Annotated in this window: 18 protein-coding genes; 5 read left to right on the top strand and 13 right to left on the bottom strand. The window is 49.4% G+C overall.

The window, feature by feature from the left end; genetic code table 11:
- Window positions 1–149: 149 nt before the first annotated feature.
- Entirely contained in the window at window positions 150–800 is a 651-nt protein-coding gene (locus tag J7E85_RS17645) for a YczE/YyaS/YitT family protein (RefSeq protein ID WP_251035805.1), read from the top strand.
- A gap of 141 nt (window positions 801–941) precedes the next feature.
- A complete protein-coding gene (locus tag J7E85_RS17640; RefSeq protein WP_215159940.1) occupies window positions 942–1,610 on the top strand; it encodes a hypothetical protein in 669 nt (222 codons plus the stop codon).
- Between the two features lie 130 nt (window positions 1,611–1,740).
- Here the strand turns inward: J7E85_RS17640 and J7E85_RS17635 are convergent, their stop codons facing one another.
- The 5 genes from J7E85_RS17635 to J7E85_RS17620 form a co-directional block, all read right to left on the bottom strand.
- On the bottom strand, window positions 1,741–2,379 hold the full coding sequence (locus J7E85_RS17635; RefSeq protein WP_215159938.1) for an SdpI family protein: 639 nt from the start codon (window positions 2,377–2,379) through the stop codon (window positions 1,741–1,743).
- Window positions 2,363–2,647: an autorepressor SdpR family transcription factor gene (locus tag J7E85_RS17630; RefSeq protein ID WP_215159936.1), complete on the bottom strand. Its 285-nt coding sequence runs from the start codon at window positions 2,645–2,647 to the stop codon at window positions 2,363–2,365. The genes J7E85_RS17635 and J7E85_RS17630 overlap by 17 nt, the downstream gene beginning before the upstream one ends.
- A gap of 229 nt (window positions 2,648–2,876) precedes the next feature.
- Entirely contained in the window at window positions 2,877–3,257 is a 381-nt protein-coding gene (locus J7E85_RS34085; RefSeq protein WP_353049525.1) for a GNAT family N-acetyltransferase, read from the bottom strand.
- Window positions 3,254–3,379: a hypothetical protein gene (locus J7E85_RS34600; RefSeq protein WP_285228827.1), complete on the bottom strand. Its 126-nt coding sequence runs from the start codon at window positions 3,377–3,379 to the stop codon at window positions 3,254–3,256. The genes J7E85_RS34085 and J7E85_RS34600 overlap by 4 nt, the downstream gene beginning before the upstream one ends.
- Window positions 3,380–3,532: 153 nt before the next feature.
- Complete coding sequence (locus J7E85_RS17620; protein WP_215159934.1) at window positions 3,533–4,114, bottom strand: TetR/AcrR family transcriptional regulator; 582 nt, start codon at window positions 4,112–4,114, stop codon at window positions 3,533–3,535.
- Window positions 4,115–4,400: 286 nt separating this feature from the next.
- Between J7E85_RS17620 and J7E85_RS17615 the strand changes: the two genes are divergently transcribed.
- A complete protein-coding gene (locus tag J7E85_RS17615) occupies window positions 4,401–5,660 on the top strand; it encodes an MFS transporter (protein ID WP_215159932.1) in 1,260 nt (419 codons plus the stop codon).
- Between the two features lie 106 nt (window positions 5,661–5,766).
- Here J7E85_RS17615 and J7E85_RS17610 read toward each other — a convergent pair whose 3' ends face one another.
- The 4 genes from J7E85_RS17610 to J7E85_RS17595 all read right to left on the bottom strand — a co-directional run bounded on the left by J7E85_RS17610 (window position 5,767) and on the right by J7E85_RS17595 (window position 10,497).
- The gene (locus J7E85_RS17610; protein ID WP_215159930.1) at window positions 5,767–7,248 is read right to left on the bottom strand and encodes a stalk domain-containing protein; all 1,482 of its coding nucleotides are present in this window, start codon (window positions 7,246–7,248) and stop codon (window positions 5,767–5,769) included.
- A gap of 128 nt (window positions 7,249–7,376) precedes the next feature.
- Window positions 7,377–8,678: a DUF1963 domain-containing protein gene (locus J7E85_RS17605; RefSeq protein ID WP_215159928.1), complete on the bottom strand. Its 1,302-nt coding sequence runs from the start codon at window positions 8,676–8,678 to the stop codon at window positions 7,377–7,379.
- A gap of 388 nt (window positions 8,679–9,066) precedes the next feature.
- A complete protein-coding gene (locus tag J7E85_RS17600; protein WP_215159926.1) occupies window positions 9,067–9,921 on the bottom strand; it encodes an NAD-dependent epimerase/dehydratase family protein in 855 nt (284 codons plus the stop codon).
- A 393-nt stretch (window positions 9,922–10,314) separates the two neighbouring features.
- Entirely contained in the window at window positions 10,315–10,497 is a 183-nt protein-coding gene (locus J7E85_RS17595) for a GapA-binding peptide SR1P (protein WP_076324206.1), read from the bottom strand.
- Between the two features lie 545 nt (window positions 10,498–11,042).
- Between J7E85_RS17595 and J7E85_RS17590 the strand changes: the two genes are divergently transcribed.
- Window positions 11,043–11,690 (top strand): transcriptional regulator, encoded by a 648-nt coding sequence (locus J7E85_RS17590; protein ID WP_215159924.1) that lies wholly within the window; start codon window positions 11,043–11,045, stop codon window positions 11,688–11,690.
- A 955-nt stretch (window positions 11,691–12,645) separates the two neighbouring features.
- Here J7E85_RS17590 and J7E85_RS17585 read toward each other — a convergent pair.
- Both J7E85_RS17585 and J7E85_RS17580 read right to left on the bottom strand, forming a co-directional pair.
- Entirely contained in the window at window positions 12,646–13,257 is a 612-nt protein-coding gene (locus tag J7E85_RS17585; RefSeq protein WP_215159922.1) for an SRPBCC family protein, read from the bottom strand.
- Between the two features lie 83 nt (window positions 13,258–13,340).
- Window positions 13,341–14,354: a helix-turn-helix transcriptional regulator gene (locus J7E85_RS17580; RefSeq protein WP_251035804.1), complete on the bottom strand. Its 1,014-nt coding sequence runs from the start codon at window positions 14,352–14,354 to the stop codon at window positions 13,341–13,343.
- 80 nt (window positions 14,355–14,434) lie between these two features.
- On the opposite strand from J7E85_RS17580, the gene J7E85_RS17575 reads away from it, so the two are divergent.
- Window positions 14,435–14,584, top strand: coding sequence for a hypothetical protein (locus J7E85_RS17575; RefSeq protein WP_215159920.1), 150 nt, complete (start codon window positions 14,435–14,437; stop codon window positions 14,582–14,584).
- Window positions 14,585–14,614: 30 nt separating this feature from the next.
- Here J7E85_RS17575 and J7E85_RS17570 read toward each other — a convergent pair whose 3' ends face one another.
- Together J7E85_RS17570 and J7E85_RS17565 are read right to left on the bottom strand one after the other, a co-directional pair.
- Window positions 14,615–15,538 (bottom strand): NAD(P)-dependent alcohol dehydrogenase, encoded by a 924-nt coding sequence (locus J7E85_RS17570; protein WP_215159918.1) that lies wholly within the window; start codon window positions 15,536–15,538, stop codon window positions 14,615–14,617.
- A gap of 145 nt (window positions 15,539–15,683) precedes the next feature.
- A complete protein-coding gene (locus J7E85_RS17565) occupies window positions 15,684–18,443 on the bottom strand; it encodes a winged helix-turn-helix domain-containing protein (protein WP_215159916.1) in 2,760 nt (919 codons plus the stop codon).
- Window positions 18,444–18,606 lie beyond the last annotated feature (163 nt).

Below are 18,606 nucleotides of genomic sequence, written 5' to 3'. Positions count from 1 at the left end.
TTCAGCTTTTTTTATTTCATTTTTTATACAGCTGCTTCGCTGTCGTTGTTTAGTGATATAATGAAAGCTGCTATCATTTTTTGATTTTAGTATCGGCGGATCCATCTATATCATAACGAAGAAGGAATGCAACCATGACAAGGCAGCTTATGAAACGATATATCATCCTCATTGTAGGTCTATTCTTAATGGGACTTGGCACGGCTCTCGTGACCAAAGCCAATATCGGAACCTCCCCTATTGCCAGCGTACCGTATGTGCTGAGTTTAAAATTCCCCCTCTCCATGGGACTGATGACCATCCTGTTATGCCTGCTGTTTGTGGTGATCCAGGTCCTCCTGCTTGGTAAGCAGTTTCCCAAGATGCAATATCTGCAAGTGTTTGTCGGTGTTCTGTTTGGCCTGTTTCTGGATATGGGGGCTTATATCGTAAGTTCGCTCAACTTTACGGTGTATTTCATGAAAATTTTGGCGTTACTGACGGGCTGCATGATTCTCGCGATCGGCATCTATCTTCAAATCATCGCGAATACGATCCTGAACCCGGGTGAAGGCATCGTGAAAGTCATCTCTGAAAAGCTCGGTGCCGAATTCGGGAACATTAAGATCATGTTCGACTGGACCCTGGTGTCCATTGGCATCGTCATCTCTCTGTTTGCTTTCGGTTCGGTTGAAGGCGTACGCGAGGGCACGGTCATTTCGGCTTTTCTGGTCGGTTATTTCATCAAATTGCTGCGCCGGATCATGTTTCGCTTGCGCAGCAAAAGAGCCCGGGAAGCGGTGCTCGAGCAGAGCTCGTAATTTTCATGAGAATCCTGTGGTTAAACGATCACATTTTGATTATAATGAGTGGTAAGAGACGAAGAACGTCCCAGCGCATTCCTTATTTGGAGTGAGGCCAGGGCGTTCTTTTTTTATTTATATGGGGAGGTATACCGTAAGATGGATTTTGAGAAGGCTCATGGGACATTTATGCATTATCATCTAAGGAACAGAACCGGAGAAAGAAGAGGTCTTCTGGAACGAGGGCATGGTGAGGCCGAAACCTTGTTTTGCCAAAATGTCTGGTGGCCGCTGCGTGGTCATTTTCGCGATTTACATCCACAATTCGAGGTGCTGGATTGGTGCGGACGATCCTATTATTGCAGCTTCGTCTTCATCACTCCGCATCTGAGGCTGATCATCGAGGTTAAACCATTTAGCACACATACAACCGAGATGGACCGGCAGAAATATTGCAACGAGCTGAATCGGGAAACCTTTTTATCCGCTATGGGTTATCAGGTGATTTCATTTGCTTGCGATGATGTGGCTCACCGCCCGGAGCTGTGCATGACGCTCCTGCGGATGGTCATAAACCGGTATCTGGCAGAACCGCATTCAACAAGTGTATCCACGGTAACAGAACGTGAAATCATCCGATTTGCATGCATGCTTGCACGGCCCCTCCGCCCGATCGATGTGAAGACACATCTGCGTCTGAATCATCGGACCGCCCTTCGCTTCCTTCATTCTCTTTGCGATAAGGGGCTGCTAATTCCGGTAACCGGGTCCCAGGGCAAACATGTCGTGAAGTATGAGCTCCATCCCTATGCGGCGCAGTGCCTATAGCTGCTATGGGGGAGGTCTCCCGAACGGATAGACTCGCGCTTTGCCGTAAAATAAACAAGCTGACCCATTCGATCCTGGAGTCAGCTTGTTGGCAGTTCGTGTAGTTTATGGGTTGAGAACCCGCCCGTTATTACACACCCTTTTTATGCAAAGAGAATGAGTATATCGCTGGAGCCGCTGCAATCAGTATAATGACAGGGACGACTGCGACGGCAAGGTTCACCTTCAGAAACGCCATCAGGATCATGAACGCTCCGCCTGCCATCCATAGATACCCTGCAAAACGATGCGTTTTATTCCAATTATCCTGGCTGTTCAGCGTCCAAGGCAGCTTGATGCCCACCGTATAATTCTGTTTGCTCTTCGGCAAATAATTGCCGGTGACCACGAGAAGCATGCCCACGAGAGCCGGTGCAATCGTCTGGATCGGCAGCTCGGCCCCCATGGCCTTGAACAGCGTGATCGGCATGAGAATGAGAGACAGCGCGGGGATGAGCCATAGACCCATCGTTCTTAAAACCGGGGCAGCATTCATTTTCTTAGGATCGTTGTTAAGCGCTACATGCATAATGACGTTAATAACCGCCGTAAACAACGGAAGCACAAACGCCGCAATCGCCTTCGACACATAATTATCCGGATTGCCCGCCGCGTCCCAGTGAACAGCCACCTGCTCAGGCAATTGGCTATACAGCGTCATCGATAAAATAATCGGCAGCAAGCATATCAGCGTTGTTATAACCAGCATTGAACTATTCTTTTTCCTCATCTTGTTTCCCCCCGTTAAATTGTGAAAACCACAGCATGACTTCTTCGAAGACGGACACGTTGATCTCATAGTAAATATAATTTTTATATTTCGTTTCAAATATCAGCCCGGCCTTCTTCAGCTGCGATAGATGATACGAAATAGTTGCCCCGGTCATATTGAAATGCTGGCCAATCTCTCCGGCTGACATTTTACCGCGCTTGAGCATAACGAGGATGTCCCGTCTCACCGGATCAGACAACGCTTTGAATGTTTCCGGAAACCCCAATGTGCATCACCCATATTTCTATTTAGAATTTCATCTAAATACATTATCTCTCATCCCTGCACCGAATTGCAATACCTATTTTGAAAAAAATCTAAATAGAAGATAAAATGGGTATCTCGACAGACCCCATCGCCATAGCCAAGAAATCGTTCCTTATCTTAAAACAACAAAAGTCCGCTGCGGACCAGCACACGCGCTGATCCTCAGCAGACTTACTTTCAAGGTCTGTTTATCCAAGTACCTTTTCAAATACTGGAAAGCTTGCTGTTCTGCCCGGGAAGTTGACTTCTCCCCGCAGGTCATAACCTAATCCTTGATACAGCTTGAGTGCAGCGGTATTCTTGGCATAGGTATCCAACCGAAGACTTGTGTAACCCTCTCGCGCGGCATATTCTTCGGAGAAGGCTACCAACTTCCGCGCAATACCCTGTCCGTGTGCTTCCGGATCGACAGCAAGGCGATGCATCATGAGATGCGGTCCCTCTTCCTGCTTCCAGCTAATGGTCTGGTATTGTTCATCCTGCGTTTCATCGAGGACAACGATCCCCAAGATGCGTCCTTCGCGCTCAGCTGCAAACAATGTTCCTCGCTGCAAATCCTCACCGATCACCTCTCGGTTTGATACTGATCATCCCATTGATCGCTGCCTCCAGCCTGCATAACCGTAACACAGCGGGCTATCAAATCCATGATTTCTTGAAGGTCCTCTATTCGTCCTGTCCGTATGTTCATATTCATCGATGCACCTACTATTGTTTTTTAGAACAGTTTACTATGATTGAACGGCTTCAACAACACGTAAACATGAAACTCAAAAGGCATCCTATGAAAAAAATTCAATTTGATGAGATAGCACCTTTACACGTTCCATTACAGAGTAACCACTTATTTAAGCAATGTAAGAATCACCTCAATCGTATTATTTACGAATGAGCGCTCCGGACGGGATTTCAACATGACGGTCAGCCCAATTAAGGATACGATTAGCGCTTGTGATAAAGCTTTCGCGTCTGTGCCACTCGCAAGCTCGCCTGATTGTATACCTCGTTCAATGGTTTCTTGAAATATGACCGCCAGGTACATCTGATGCTCCCTTGTCAGAATTTCAAATTTCTCATCATGTGGCGCAAGCTCGACCATCGTATTGATGCAAAAGCATCCTCGGCTGCGGCTTACGGAATATTCCTCATCAACCACATTCTCAAAAAGAGCTCGAAACGCCTCTCTGACCGATGGCTGGTTTTGAAGCCTGGTTCGCGCCTCGGAAGCATGCGACATCGTGTATTTTCGCAGAGCGATTTCGAACAGTTCTTTCTTGTCGCCAAAGGCTGAGTATATACTGGGCCGCTGAATGCCCATTCTGGAGGTCAAATCGCTTAATGAGGTAGCCTCATATCCCTTCTCCCAAAATAACTGCATCGCGGCATCTAATACTTTCTCTTCATCAAATTCGCGGACTCGTCCCATATTGAAATACCTCTCGTTTCGTTTGCTTTTATGGATACTCTATGATCATAACTGTAGATAAACAGCTTCATTTCATTACCAATCAGTATGATTAATTTTATGATGTACGGCTGTGGTTGTCAAATACCGATTTTCTTTTATATTGCGGATATAGATCAATTCATTAGATGTACCTTAATCATTCATAATATACGTATTGACATGGATTGTGATTGTGATATATATTTATCAGGAATTTTATCATACCGATCAGTATATAAAAAACGAAAGGAGTGGATACACAAAAATGGAACAGATAATAGAAGAAAAAGCAGTCCATAACGAAACAGAGGCGAATGCTACCCAAGGGACGGTTGCCTCGACTGAATCCGTTGATCGTAATCCTCTAACTCGTTACGTGACGTTATTGTTTGCGATTGCTTGCGGTATGTCTGTTGCCAATATCTACTTCGCACAGCCGCTGCTCGATGAACTGTCGAACGAGTTCAACATGGACTATTCCATCATTGGAATTCTGATTACCGTCACTCAGATTTTTTATGCATTGGGACTGCTGCTGCTGGTGCCTCTAGGGGATTTGTTGAACCAGCGCCGATTGATTATCGGTCAGATGGCAATTTCCATGATGGCTCTGGTTATCGTTGGTACTGCTTCCTCCGGCACGATGCTCTTTGCAGGTTTGGCTTTGGTCGGATTGCTTGCCGTTGTAACGCAGACGATTGTAGCCTTCGCGGCGACCATAGCTGCCCCTGCTGAACAAGGACGTGTCGTTGGTATGGTAACCAGCGGAGTTGTGATTGGGATCCTTCTTGCGCGAACCGTTTCAGGAATTTTGAAGGATCTTGCAGGATGGCGTTCGGTTTATCTGGTTTCTGCCGGGTTGATGTTGCTCATGGTTTACGCATTATATAAGGTGATGCCCAATGTTGAGCGTAAGGTAAAGACTGTTTCCTATTCTCAACTTCTTAAGTCGGTACTGATGTTGTTCCTGCAAGAACGGCTATTACGTATCCGCGCTGTTTTGGCTATGCTGATTTTTACCGCTTTCAGCATTTTGTGGACACCATTAGTACTGCCTCTTAGCTCGCCGCCACTATCCCTTTCGCACTCTGCCATCGGGGCGTTTGGTCTCGTGGGTGTCGTGGGTGCATTGGCTGCAGCAAAGGCCGGTAAGCTAGCTGATCGAGGTTATGGACAGAGAACGACAGGAATTGCATTGTTCCTGTTATTACTATCTTGGCTGCCAATCAGCTACACAGAACAATCCCTGTTTGCCTTAGTCATTGGCATTGTTCTGCTGGACTTGGCGGTGCAGGCCGTGCATGTCACGAATCAAAGTATGATATTTGTACTGCGCCCACAGGCGCGCAGTCGCATGGTTGCCGGGTATATGATTTTTTATTCCATCGGAAGTGCCGTCGGTTCCATTGCCTCGACCCATATTTATGCACAGTATGGCTGGCATGGAGTTTGCTTGCTTGGAGCCTCCGTCAGCGCTGTTGCTCTTATATTTTGGGTTATGACCAAAGGTGGTAAAGGCGCCTAATGACAGTAAAACAAATGTCCTATATTTACACAGTTTATGGTCGCTCTTTCTCAGAACAGCAAAAGACACGCCGCTTAGGACGGCGTGCCTTCATCAACTCTTTCCTTTATGGTGTCTTCCCTAGTATGACCTCGCCTGTCGCCTGATTCCAGAACAGCGGTATTCCAAGCTTCGCAGTGATCAATTCCAATGGGAACATGCTCGTATTGGCGAGAAATGGAATGGCGGCGTCTTCTCGCGTCACCTTCCCGTTCACCAGTACAACCGCGGGATTGCTGGCCTTAATGGATACGGTATTCCCGCCATAAGAGAAAGACCACACCGGTGAACGATGGTTTTCGTGTTTCGGGTCTGGATTGGATTGTCCGTGCTTCACTTTGACCCCCAAGGCTTCAAAAACACTGGTATAGGGCACGTACAGCTTGCCTTCCAGAATGGCGGATGACCCGTAGAAGCTAACCTCTTGTCCGTTTGCCGTCCAAGACAGGTGAGGCTGTACAAAGGCGGGGTTCCTATTGTTCTCGTTTGGCGAGCCGCTGCCTTGATATTTCCCTTCTCCCCAAGCCAGCAGCTTACCGTCCTTATTGGTTGCATAACCTGTATATCCATTGCTTCCCCAAAGCGCCTTTATACCAGTTAAACCTTTCACTTGAAAAGGCTTCGCCGCTGGGTCGTTATAATTCCACTGCCAGACCGTGCCGTCATTTTTAAGCATATATAAACGGCTGGACCCTGTTCTTATCTCTTTGATATCATTTAATCCCTTCACCGCAACCGGGGCTTGCTGCTTCGTATTTACATTCCATCTCAGCACCGTCCCGTTCTCATGGAGCAGGAACACGTCATACCAGTTGGCAGCGATTCCGGCAATGGAGGAAGTGACAAGCGGCTTAACCTCGCGAAACTCTCGTTCCAGCCGGTACCGATCGTAGAAACTGTTATATACCGTTAACATACCGACGCTGCCGTCATCATCGAGAATCAGTGCCTCATGTCCGGCAATGATCATCGATTTTGCATTCTTGACCCCTTTAACAGGAAAATACTTCACAGACCTCTTCAAGGGATCATCGGGATTAGAAGCAGGATGCCATATTGTTGCGGTTCCATCCTTGTGCAAGGCAACAGCACTATACCTCACAAATGCCAGACTCGCTACATCCTTTAGTCCTTCCAGCTTTATGGGACCTCCCCGCTTTTGGTGAGGCAACATAGGATCTCCGTTAATATAAGGCGAGTACGAATCTCCCCAAGCCCATACGTCGCCATTCTTGTCCAGGGCAAATGACGAATTGTCGCCTGCCGCCACCTGGACAATATCAGTTAGACCCGCGACTTGCTTCGGCACCAACTGATGAATGCTTGTCCCATCACCTACTTGACCGGACAGGTTAAATCCCCAGGCGGTCACGGAACCATCGTTCCATGCCGCAACGCCGTGCCCGCTGCCGCCAGCCACGCTTACCGGTTTAGGCGAGGAATCTCCATGCACAGCTTCAGCAGCTCCCGCAGCGCCCATCGCAGTACAATTGACTGCCAGCAGTATCGTCACTAACATATAAGCTACTCTACGTTTCAATACCTTCACGTATGAGGCCTCCATTCTCAATCCTTATAATGGTATATAATACTATATCAAAAGATGGTATGGAAAAAATAGTATACTCCCCGTTCTGATAGCTGGAATCAGTTACTCAAATCATCGCATAAGTCAGGCTACGTCTGCTGAAACAAGGTTGCCGTGACCCGGCAGTCCACGCACAGGAACATATAATAAATGCCTTCCCCATACTCCTCAATCTGCTCCCAATCCAGCTGGCCGATGAATGTCATGCTTTTGGAACAGCAGGAGCAGGACGGATATACGGCGTCCTGAATCCAAGCCGGGTAGCCGCCGATTTGTGAAACCGCCGGACCGAGCGTCCAATAGGCCGCATAATAACTGTTTCGAGGATGGTCCGCAAGCCGTAAGGACTGCCCTGCCGCCGCATAGCGCTTATCATCGCCCTCGGAATTAGGCTCCGGTACATAACCCTGTCTACTATTGGCTTGGCTCCATTCGGATTTTCCGTGGAAATCCACTTCCATATAGATCGTATCGTAACAGCTGCAGTTCACGCAGGTGCTCACACGCAGCCTCTCTCCGGACAACCCCAAGAATTGAAGCTTCGGATGACTGATGTCCAGATCCGTCAAGGTGGTCAGGCCGCTTCCGCACCATGGACAGAGAGAGGCATCCTCCTTCAGAAATTCTGCGAGTTCCGGTTCCCCTACACGTATGCTTTCTGACGGCACTATTTTCTCTATGGCGTAGCTGTCTTGGTAGAATAATCGGCGCTTGCTCCCTTTCTCCTCGAGCTCCCAGCCCCCCTCATGAGCATAAGCTTCAGGCGGGACATAAAGCTCCTCTGCCCATAATGGAGGTACGGCCCTCCATGCCTGAAATTGATGCACGACCTGATCATCCCCGATCCAAGCCAGGGCAAGCAGCAGATGGTTGCGGTTATCCCTGTCCTGTTCTACTTGTTGTAGCAGCTCGTCGCGGCTACGGGCAGATGCATCTTTAAACAAAATGCCGGGGTAATAGATACCGCACTCCATCAATGTCGGAATACAGGATTCAAGCGATTTGTTCTGATAGCAGACCAGGGACACAAGAATTTCCTGGCAGGTGTCCTCATCGCCTGCTTCCAGCAGATCAAGGGCAATAGTCAGCATGCGCTCTGCCTCGACTGGAGATAACGCCGAATATACCTCTTCTCTTTTCAGAGGATAAGGTATATATCGAATCAATGGATCCCGCCTCAGAGGGGCATGCATGATTTTAAGGACCTCTATGGGATCAGTAATCCCTTCGTATAAGTCGATGTCTCTACGATTTTGTTCTATGTAACGCTGCCGTTCCTTACGCTCCATTTCCTGCTTGCACGGCATGCAATAACCGCCGGTCTTGGCCGCGGTGGCCGGTAATATCGTTGCGGAACAGCCTTCGCTTCGACATGGCAGCCGTTCTGTCATGCTAGCCCCTCCTTATTCTATGGCAAATTAACTCAGCTGGATCCTGGCTCTTATTCTAAGGTAAGTCAACTTAGCTGGATCCTGGATTCTATTCATCCTCATGGCCATGAATTTCCTCTATTAACTATAGCTTTCTTTTCATTCCCTAATCAATAGGGCTAAATTGAATCATACCACTGGACCGGCAGGTATTTAGATTTCAGCATATTAGGGAGCATGATGATTGGGAGCCCTGTAGCGTCTCCATGGAGTTGTGCACGCTGCTCCCTGTGCGCACGTGCGTGGTCCGGGTGTTATCCCTTCAGGTAGATTACGGTGTGTATTGTGAATAGCATACTCCTTGTGTGTGTAATCTTAACGGCAATCGGTTGGCTCATCACTAAGCTCCTCACCTCAGCGATTGCGCGAACCCTGTTCGCCACGTGGGATGTAGCGGCTGCCAGCCGTACCCCTGCCGGGTTTTGGTGTTCGAAGCGCCGCGTTCTCCGCGCTTGCTCCCCGCTTGATATACTGGAGCAGGCGCGTGCAGCACCTCAGCGTAAACCGGCAGCCACACCGAACCCGCAGCAGGCTCGTCATCTACGATATTGACCGGACCCGTCGGCCAGTCCAATGCCTGCAGAGCGGCATTCGCCGCATCTTCGATATGGAGAAATGACATGACGCTATCCGTTGCTGGGAGGGCTCGGGTTCGTACCTTTTCCGCCATTACTCCGTTAGCGTCGTACCACGTGCCAGGGCCATAGAACATACCGTACCTTAAAATGACGTGATTCGGCATTTGTGCAACGGCATGTTCCAGTGAGATGATCCCGTCTATCGTGGACTTGCGCGGCGCAGGCGCCTGGACATCCAAGGGGACGTCTTCGGTGGCAGGATGATCTCCGGGCTCATAAGCCCAGGCAATGCTCTGGGCAATCATTCGTTTAACGCCATGGATCTGCGCGGCTTCTACCAGATGACGAGTACCCTCCATTCGAATCCTCGCATTATCCTCCAGATTCCATTGGCTTAGCGAAGTGAGCTGATGGATAACGACATCCGGCCGTATTTCCCCGATCGCGGCTATCATCCCTTCCCGATCAAAGGCATCTGCTATGATCCCCCTTGCTCCCCATGATTCGATCAACCCTTTTCGCTGAGGATGGTGGGTCATGCCTGTAACCTCATGACCGGCTTGCACCAGCTTGGGAAGCAACCGCTGGCCGATAACGCCAGTAGAGCCTGCTACGAGTATTTTCATAAATGATAACCTCCAGTCTGCTGCATATGAAGTCGGTGGGTTCGCCCCATCAAAAATGGGATATTGGCAGTTACATCTTAGCATGACGGATAGATAGCTATAAGTACCACTTTTCATCAAGTCAACCATGCCATTTCATTCGATTGATAGATTATGACTGACAGGTGGAAAGAGTACGGGGCACTCGCAGTTTGACAAGCGCGACAGGGTGCACTGTGACAAGCGTGAATAGAGTACTCGCTGTACGTGAACAAAGCATTGTAGTTAGACAAGTGCTTAGAGCACTGTTGTTTGACAAGCACGATAGAGTACACAGCAATCGCATGATTCGTTCAACATAAAAACGCACCACATTAAGTGGTACGTTTTTATGGGAACAACCTTCTCCTATCATCACTCTTCGTCTATTACATCACTTACTGATATATGCATACGGCTGTGCAGCTGCTGGCACTCCGGCTGATCGCACACGCTATAAAAAGTAACAATTCGATTCGTATCCACCGTATCGATTTGAGAGTTGCAATGCCTGCACAAGATGACACCCATATTCACCTTTTTAATGGAATTGTTCACGCTTCACTCATCCTCTCTTGGTATCAGATTTGTGTTCGAACTTCCCAGCCATCGTCTTCCTGATTAATTGCAGGACTGAACCTCCCCTTCTCGCTTCAAACTCGTCTGGTTTCGATCCACCTCCAATAATGCATATTTTATAATCATCTTATGTGATTAATGTACATTATAATTAAATAACACACAATATATATTCACTAATTTGTTGTATATCGCTATATATGACGTCATATATGTGAAGACAACATAAAAAACGCTCCCTGTAGTAACAGAAAGCGGTTCAATGACCTAAATTTGTGAAGATCAGGCTTTCAGATCTTTTTAAATCAATTGGCGAACTATATCGCTGTCAAGCATAATATGAAAGCAATACCTTATTGCTAAACCCGCAAAACACGAGTTATACTAGCCATCATAAGGACGTGAAGAACACGCCGCTTCTATGCAAAGTGCCCCAATGAAAGATTGGGTTGCATTGTATGGGGCGGCTTTTTTATGTTCTAGCGCAATCGCATTCCATCTAATACTAAGGGGGAAAATTGAACATGTCACGGTTTGATCAACAATATGAGCTTTGGATGCACACGAATATCCTGAATGAAAGGAATCCCCGCAGGCTCGAAATCCTTCATAAAGGGTTGGGCCACGGCACCGTCGAGTTTCTGCGCTCGGTATGGTTTCCGGCGATCGGTAATTTCGATGACTTGCATCCAGAATGGGAAGTACGCGATTTCGGCAATGGTTATCGTTATTTGGACCTTGCCTATATGCCCGGTGGTGCGAGAGGAGGGATCGAAATCCAAGGATACGGGCCGCATGCCCGTGATCTGGACGTAAGAAGGTTTAAGGATTTATGCCGCCGTCACTGCTTATTGGCATTGGATGGTTGGACATTCCTTCCCATTGCCTACCCTTCCATCGTCGATGAGCCAAAACAGTGCCAGCAGCTCATCTTATCCTTCGTCGGCAGATTTGTGGCATCAGATGTACCTGCGTCCTTAAGTTGGCTGGAGGCAGAAGCTGTCCGATTTGCGCGGCGATTGCTGCGACCGATAACGCCCTTAGAACTCGCTAATCATCTTAGGGTGAGTGACCGGCATACCCGACGCTTATTGCATAAACTGGTCGAACTCCAGATTCTGGTCATAGCAAGCGGTCAACAACGAGCCCGAACCTATGAACTCCGCTTGTAATGAACTGCAAACACGTACCTATGAAACTCCACTTGTTACAGCAGGACTTACGGGAGCATCCAGCAGTTCTTGCAGATATTGCAATTCTCGCAGTTATTCAGGTAGCCGAGAGACAACTGAACAAACTAAAGGACACCAGATCCGTTATTTCGGAAAAAACAACCACTTTACCCTTACTTCCGGACTCAGAATCCGCTATTTACTTTAAATACCACGAATTATCGCACTTCTCTATGTAATAGCGGATCTGGTGTCCTCATATAGCCAAAAACCCACCGATCGAGGCTAAATAGCGGAACCACGGTCCTCATAAATAACGTTGCAACACTCATCAACGAGAACGTATCTATAAACTCCGCTTGTAATAAACTGCGAACACGCACCTATAAAACTCCGCTTGTAATCGCAGTACTGACGGAGCATCCAGCAGTTCTTGCAGATATTGAAGGTATTACAGGTATTACAGGTATTACAGGTATTGCAGGTATTACAGGTATTGCAGGTATTGCAAGTATTGCAGTTATCCAATAGACGACTAAACAAACTAAGGACACCAGATCCGTTATTCCGAAATAAACAGCCACTTTACCCTTACTTCCGGACTCAGAATCCGCTATTTACTTTAAAAACCACGAATTATCGCTATTCTCTATGTAATAGCAGATCTGGTGTCCTCATATAGCCAAAATCCACCCACCGAGACGTAATAGCGGAACCTCTGTCCTCATAACGTAGCAATAGTCAAACACAAGACCGTGCATAATAAACATCAACACTTGCAACAGCCAAACACGAGACCGTACCTATAACATCTCTAAAATCCGCATGTAATGGCAGTACCTACGTGAGCATGCATCAGTTCTTGCAGATATCCACCAGACTCATACTGCGGCCTAGTATTCCTCGGGCAACATACCTACCCTACGGACCCTCAGATCCATATGACTGAATCTCTTCATTTTGGTGCTATAACCTGGCTTTGTAAGGTAGTCAGCATCTCATCCCAATAACGCCTCATGATCTCTCTCATATAAACATCATCCAGCATCTCCTGGTGAATCGCGATGGTTGTTTTTCCGGTATTCGTGGACAACACATAGATTTGCAGCCGGGACGGGTTGTCCCACTCCTTGCGCTTCCAGGTCAGGCGCAGTTTATGGTAAGGTACGACCACCGTAATTTTGCCAGACACGCCTTCCTTTGACTTATATTCATGCCCGACCTGCAGCTCCAGGGATGGGACATCTCCGATCCATAACGACAGTCCCTCAGAAGACATGAGGAAATCCCAAACCCTCTCTTTTGTCACGGCCATCGTCTTCCTGACCCCGATCTGAGCCCCAGCATCTTTGGATACGCCGACAGGCACCCGCCCCATGATCTGCTCATACATGACGGCGATCCATTCGCCCCATTCCCCGGATACCCGATGTTGCTCAACGATATGGTTTCGGATCTGTTCATGGGACCAGAGTGGGCCCACTTCCTGCCCAAGGACCACGATCCATTCTTCCCAAGAACGTCCCGTTACCTTCATCACTTCTTGTTTAAAAATAGAGCCTGCCATCAGCGTACTCTCTCCTCCCTGACACTATCTGATGGTGTTCATTATATAATACAAACACTGACAAAGAAGGTCAGTGTTTGTATTCAGGATTGATAATATTTTAAGAGGGACTCCGCAATGTCGATCATGCCTGATTTCAGTTCATCGGGCCCCATGATTCGAATTTTTCCGCCAAACGACAAAAGGTAGTAGGCAACTTGCGTGTATAACGTATGCTCATCCAGCCTGAACACCGCATGCTCCGCTGTACGATCGACGAGGGCTTGACTGAGCAGCCAATGCGAACATAAATCGTCCAAAGCTTGTGGGATTCCTTGGATATGCACGGAAACCAAATGAGGATTGGATTCGGTACCTTGCCCCGACAGTAAGCTCTCCAATACATGCTCCCGCGGGGAAAACGGCGCCGGACGTTCAAACGTGTTGTCGGTATGCCGGATATCGCTCATACGGTCGACACGGAAACAGCGAATTTCACCGCGCAAATGGCAATAGCCCACCGCATACCATTTGCTTTTCCAATGGACGAGCCCATATGGATCTATGGTACGTGTTTGCCTGACACCGTCATAGCCTGTTGCGTAATCGATCACCAGACTGGTTTGCCGGTCGATCCCCGCCTCGATCTCATGCAGCATGGAGGTAAGCCCGGATGCTGCGGGCGGATGGATGGCCTCGATGCTGTTCTCGTGAAGCGCCAAACGCTCCAGCTGCTCCGGATTCGTATATCGTTTTATTTTGGAAACGGCTCGATGGAGCGGATCGATGGACGGATAACCCGCTTCCCGTGCGAATGCGGCTGCATGAAGAAGCGCCTTTTGCTCATCGGCATCAAAAAACAGGGGCTCCAGCTTGATATGTTCAGGAATGTAGTACCCTCCATCGCGTCCAATCTCCGAAATGACGGGTACACCCGAAATGCACAGGGCATCGATATTCCGATAAATCGTTCGGATATGCACGCCCAGTTCCTCCGATAGCTGTTTTGCCGTGATTCTTTTTCGCGATTTCAGCAACCATAGAATAGCCAGCATATTATCCGCTTTGGACATCGTGTGCAGCAGTCCTTCCCTTGGAATTGCTCTATTTGATCCCATTATATATCACTTCCTGTGGAAGGTTCAGAGATTTCTTCCTGCTATCATCCGGATGTTGATCACCGCTTCCCCTCATTCCGATGAGAAAAGCCGACCCTCTGCAGGATCGGCTAGTCAATGAGTACATCGTGCGGCACTGCTCCCTGTGCCAGCACGGTGAGTGGTCCGGGGGCATGCTTGGATGGCTGTCTATATCCTTGAATGATGCCTTGCTTCATCTGCTGTCATAATCATGCCCCGCCGTGAATGATGACTTTTCCTCAATGATCATGGTCCACCGTGATGACAACGCTGCCCCTCTTGCGTCCTTCATCTACGTACCGGTGCGCCTCAGCCATTTGCTCCAATGCATACCTTCTGTCGATGACCGGCTTGATCTTCCCTTTTCCAAGCAGCTCCGCAAGCAATCTCAGATCCTCCATCAGCACCTTGGCCACCCCTTGCCCTTCAACGGTTACATAGCTCCCGCCCGGGGTGAGCAAATGCTTGCATCTGGATTTCGGCAGTTTACCGACCGCATCCAGGATGATGTCGTATCGCGCTCCGCTTGTGGTCAAATCCTCTTTTGTATAATCAATGACCTGATCGGCTCCGAGCGACCTCACCAGCCCCACATTCACGGTACTGCAAACGCCGGAAACAACTGTTCCATAGTGCTGCTTAGCAAGCTGTACGGCTAACGTCCCCACCGCACCGGACGCTCCATAAATTAGCACCTTGTGCCCCTGCCGGATGTTCCCTTTTCTAAGAAAATGCAGGGCCGTCGTTCCTCCGAAAGATACGGCGGCGGCATCGTCATAAGTCACATGATCGGGCTTCATCAGCAAGAATGAGTCTTCGCGCATGCAGATATACTGGGCATACGTGCCGAATCGCATTCCCCTGAATGCCAAGACCTGATCGCCTACCTTGAATCGCGTAACATCCTTGCCTATCGCTTCTACTTCCCCCGCCAGCTCCACCCCGAGTATCGGTTGTCTTGGCTTTCTCAGACCCAGCACCAATCGCATGGGAATCTTATACAAAAGAGGACTGCGTAATCCCCGTACTCGGCAATCCCCCGAATTGACGGTGGTGGCGTAAATTTTGATCCGAATTTCGCGCTCCTTTGGGATAGGCTTCTCTACCTCTCGCAGCTTTAACACATCCGGTGATCCATAAGCGGTGCATACCATTGCTTTCATGGGTTTCCTCCAAACCTGCATTTGCAATCAGTATATCTGCCGTCAGGTACTGGAACATAGATACTTAAGTATGGTTTTCTCATGAACAGCGATATTGGAAGGGAGATAGCTATCGATGAATATCCATTCTGCGACCGACCGTCACCTACAGTAAACCCAGCTCTCGTGCGCGCGCTACAGCTTCGGTACGGCGCGTGGCCTGAAGTTTATCGAAAATCATCCGGTTATGCCCTTTCACAGTGCTGAGGGCAACAAAAAGCCTCTCGCTAATCTGACGATTCGATAGTCCATCGGCAATAAGCCGCAGAACCTCCAATTCCCGCCGGCTTAGCGGCTCAATCAGAGACTCCGCAGGCTGAACAAACCCTGGAACGAATACTGATGCAACACTACTTTCTAGTCCTTCAACATCAAATGCATGCAGCAGACGCCCCAGATAATCATGCATCGGTTTCTTTATAGCTTCTTTTAACAGCTTCTGCTTCGGTTTGCTCACGGCTTCCCTAAATAGCTTCTGCTTCGATTTGCTCTCAGCTGCTGCGCTTATCAACTGCCGCATCGGCTCCCCTTCATCGATAAACAACCGGATGAAACCGCCCGGCTCGCCCATCCCCAGCACATCCGCAGCAATCTGTGCCGCTTTCAGCTTCTCACCATGGGCTTGAAGGGCCAAAGCCTGCAGCACCATTACCCTAAGCTGTTCGTCCACCCATTCCTTAACTTCCATATCCGTCCGCAGTTGTTCGAGCATCACCAGCGCTGCCGCCGTATCCCCCTGTGCGAGCAGCACTCTGGCTAGGCTTAGCTTGAGCTCAAACTTCTGGGCAAGCTGCAACGCTGAACTGGCATTCCCTTGCTGCAGCAGGGCAAGCACCTGTGCCTCGGCAATATGGAGCAGCTGATGCGTGAAATGATGCTGACGGGCGAAGTGATCCGCCTCGTCTAACATGGCAGCCGCTTCGCTCACCGCTCCCCGTGAAAGCTTCAGCCTTGCGAGAAATACCTCGCAAGCCACGCCCCTGTCTATATGCTCGAACTGCCCTGCCAAGTGGAGGGCCTGCTGCCCATGCTGTTCCGCGGCATCCAGATCATTCCACTCGCTGCATATTCGGGCTAGACCCAGATGCGCTTCGCATGCTGCCGGCAGTGGTGGGTCACCCGCCAAATCCAGAACGCGTCGATACGTCTCGGCCGCTGCATATAACTGATTCTCTGCTTCCTGAATCATTCCGAGTCCGAGCGTCGCCATCATGTTGATCATCATGTGCCCAATCTTCTGACTGATGGTTACGGCTTCCCGATAAGCCTTGCCAGCCGCGGCCCGCTCCCCCTGCAGCTGGTAGGCATATCCCAGCGTCCATATCGTCGCTGTGCGCACGGGCAGATTATGCGGACTCAAGAATTCCAAGGCCCGGCGTGATTCCGCCATGATGGTTTCCGGCTGATGTTTGCTGACAGCAAGGGTGGCACGTATAGAGGCGATATGCCCTATAAGATCCCGGGTATAATCGTCCTCCGCAGCTTGCAGATAGATTTCGGCGGCTTGAAGTTTGGGTTCGATACCGGTCATTTGACCGACCATTAACATGGCGGAAGCATGCATGACATGTAGCGCGGGCCTTGCATCCATTTCTTCCTTAGGCAAGGAATCCAGCCAATGGAGCACAGGTCCTATTGCTCCACGGAAGATCAAAGGTATCCCCTCCCCTTCAATGAGGCGTGCGGCGCGATCCACATCCTGAGCGGCAATCGCATGTTGAAAAGCTTCCAGCAGAAGAGCTTGACGTTCATGCCATTCGCTGGCACGACGATGCAATTCGGACACGTCCCTCTCTCCGCCAGCCGCAGAAGCACCCGTTCGGATTAGACGCTGCCGAAGCGCATCCGAGAACAGGTGGTGATATCGGTACCAGCGCCTCTCCTTGTCCAGCGGAACGATGAACAGGTTGACGCGCTCCAGATACTCCAGGGTTTCTTGCCCGGAGATGGTGTTCTTCGGAGCATCACGGTCTTCGCTACGAAGAATATATTCACACAATGGACCACACAGCCGGTCAAGAATGGAGGTATTTAGCAAAAAATCCTGAATACCCTCAGGCTGCTGCTGCAGCACTTCTTCAACCAGATAGTCCAGTACGTCACGGTGCTTGCCGCCGAAGGATCGGATGAAGGTGGCGGCATCTTGCTGGCCCTGCATGGACAGCGCCGCTAATTGCAGGCCGGCAATCCAGCCCTCCGTGCGGGATTCGAGTAGCGCCGCATCCTCTGCTGACAAATCCAGTCCCATGGAGCGGCGCAGGAATTCAGAGGTTTCAGCGGATGTGAAGCGCAAGTCCGATGTCCGCACTTCCGTCAACTGGTCCCGGGCACGCAGCCGGGCCAAGGGCAGATTAGGATCCTGGCGGCTGGCGATAACCACATGCATCTGCGGCGGCATGTGCTCAATGAGAAAGCCAAGAACGCTGTCTATCGGTTTAGAATCAATTACGTGGTAATCATCAAGAACCAGAATGAAACGGTTCCCCATGGTCGCAATGTGATTAAGCATGGCCGTGACGATGGCTTCGACCGACAGAGGAAGTGGGGATGGAGCTTGGAGTTTGCTTATGATGCCCTCTGCGATATCAACCCCGACGGTTTGCAGGGCAGCCACAAGATAAGCCAGAAATCTTGCTGGCTCACGATCCCCCTCCTCCAAAGACAGCCAGGCGACGGGCAGTCGTGAGTCTTTGATCCATTGGCTGAGCAGCGTAGTTTTACCGCTGCCTGCAGAGGCGGAAATCGTAGTCAGCTTGCGTTGCAATCGCAGCCCCTCGTTCAAACGCTCGATCAAGCGAGGGCGAAGAACAGCCCTCGACCGGGGAGAAGGTATATACAGTTTCGTAGACAAAATAGGCGTGGACATCATAACCCCCGTTATGCCGTCATAGCAGCATTTTTTAACATATATATTATGATAAAGTGTTCGACAGCATCCCGGTTTTCCCTCTTGTGCGCGATATTCGCTCGCTGCAGTCAAACGCAGAAGCATGATTTGAAGGGTTAGGCATACGATGTATGCGAAATGC

The organism is Paenibacillus sp. ISL-20, from assembly GCF_018613005.1.
GTDB lineage: Bacteria > Bacillota > Bacilli > Paenibacillales > Paenibacillaceae > Paenibacillus_AQ.
The sequence above is the reverse complement of the archived record's forward strand: the minus strand, read 5'-3'. Positions and strand labels throughout refer to the sequence as shown.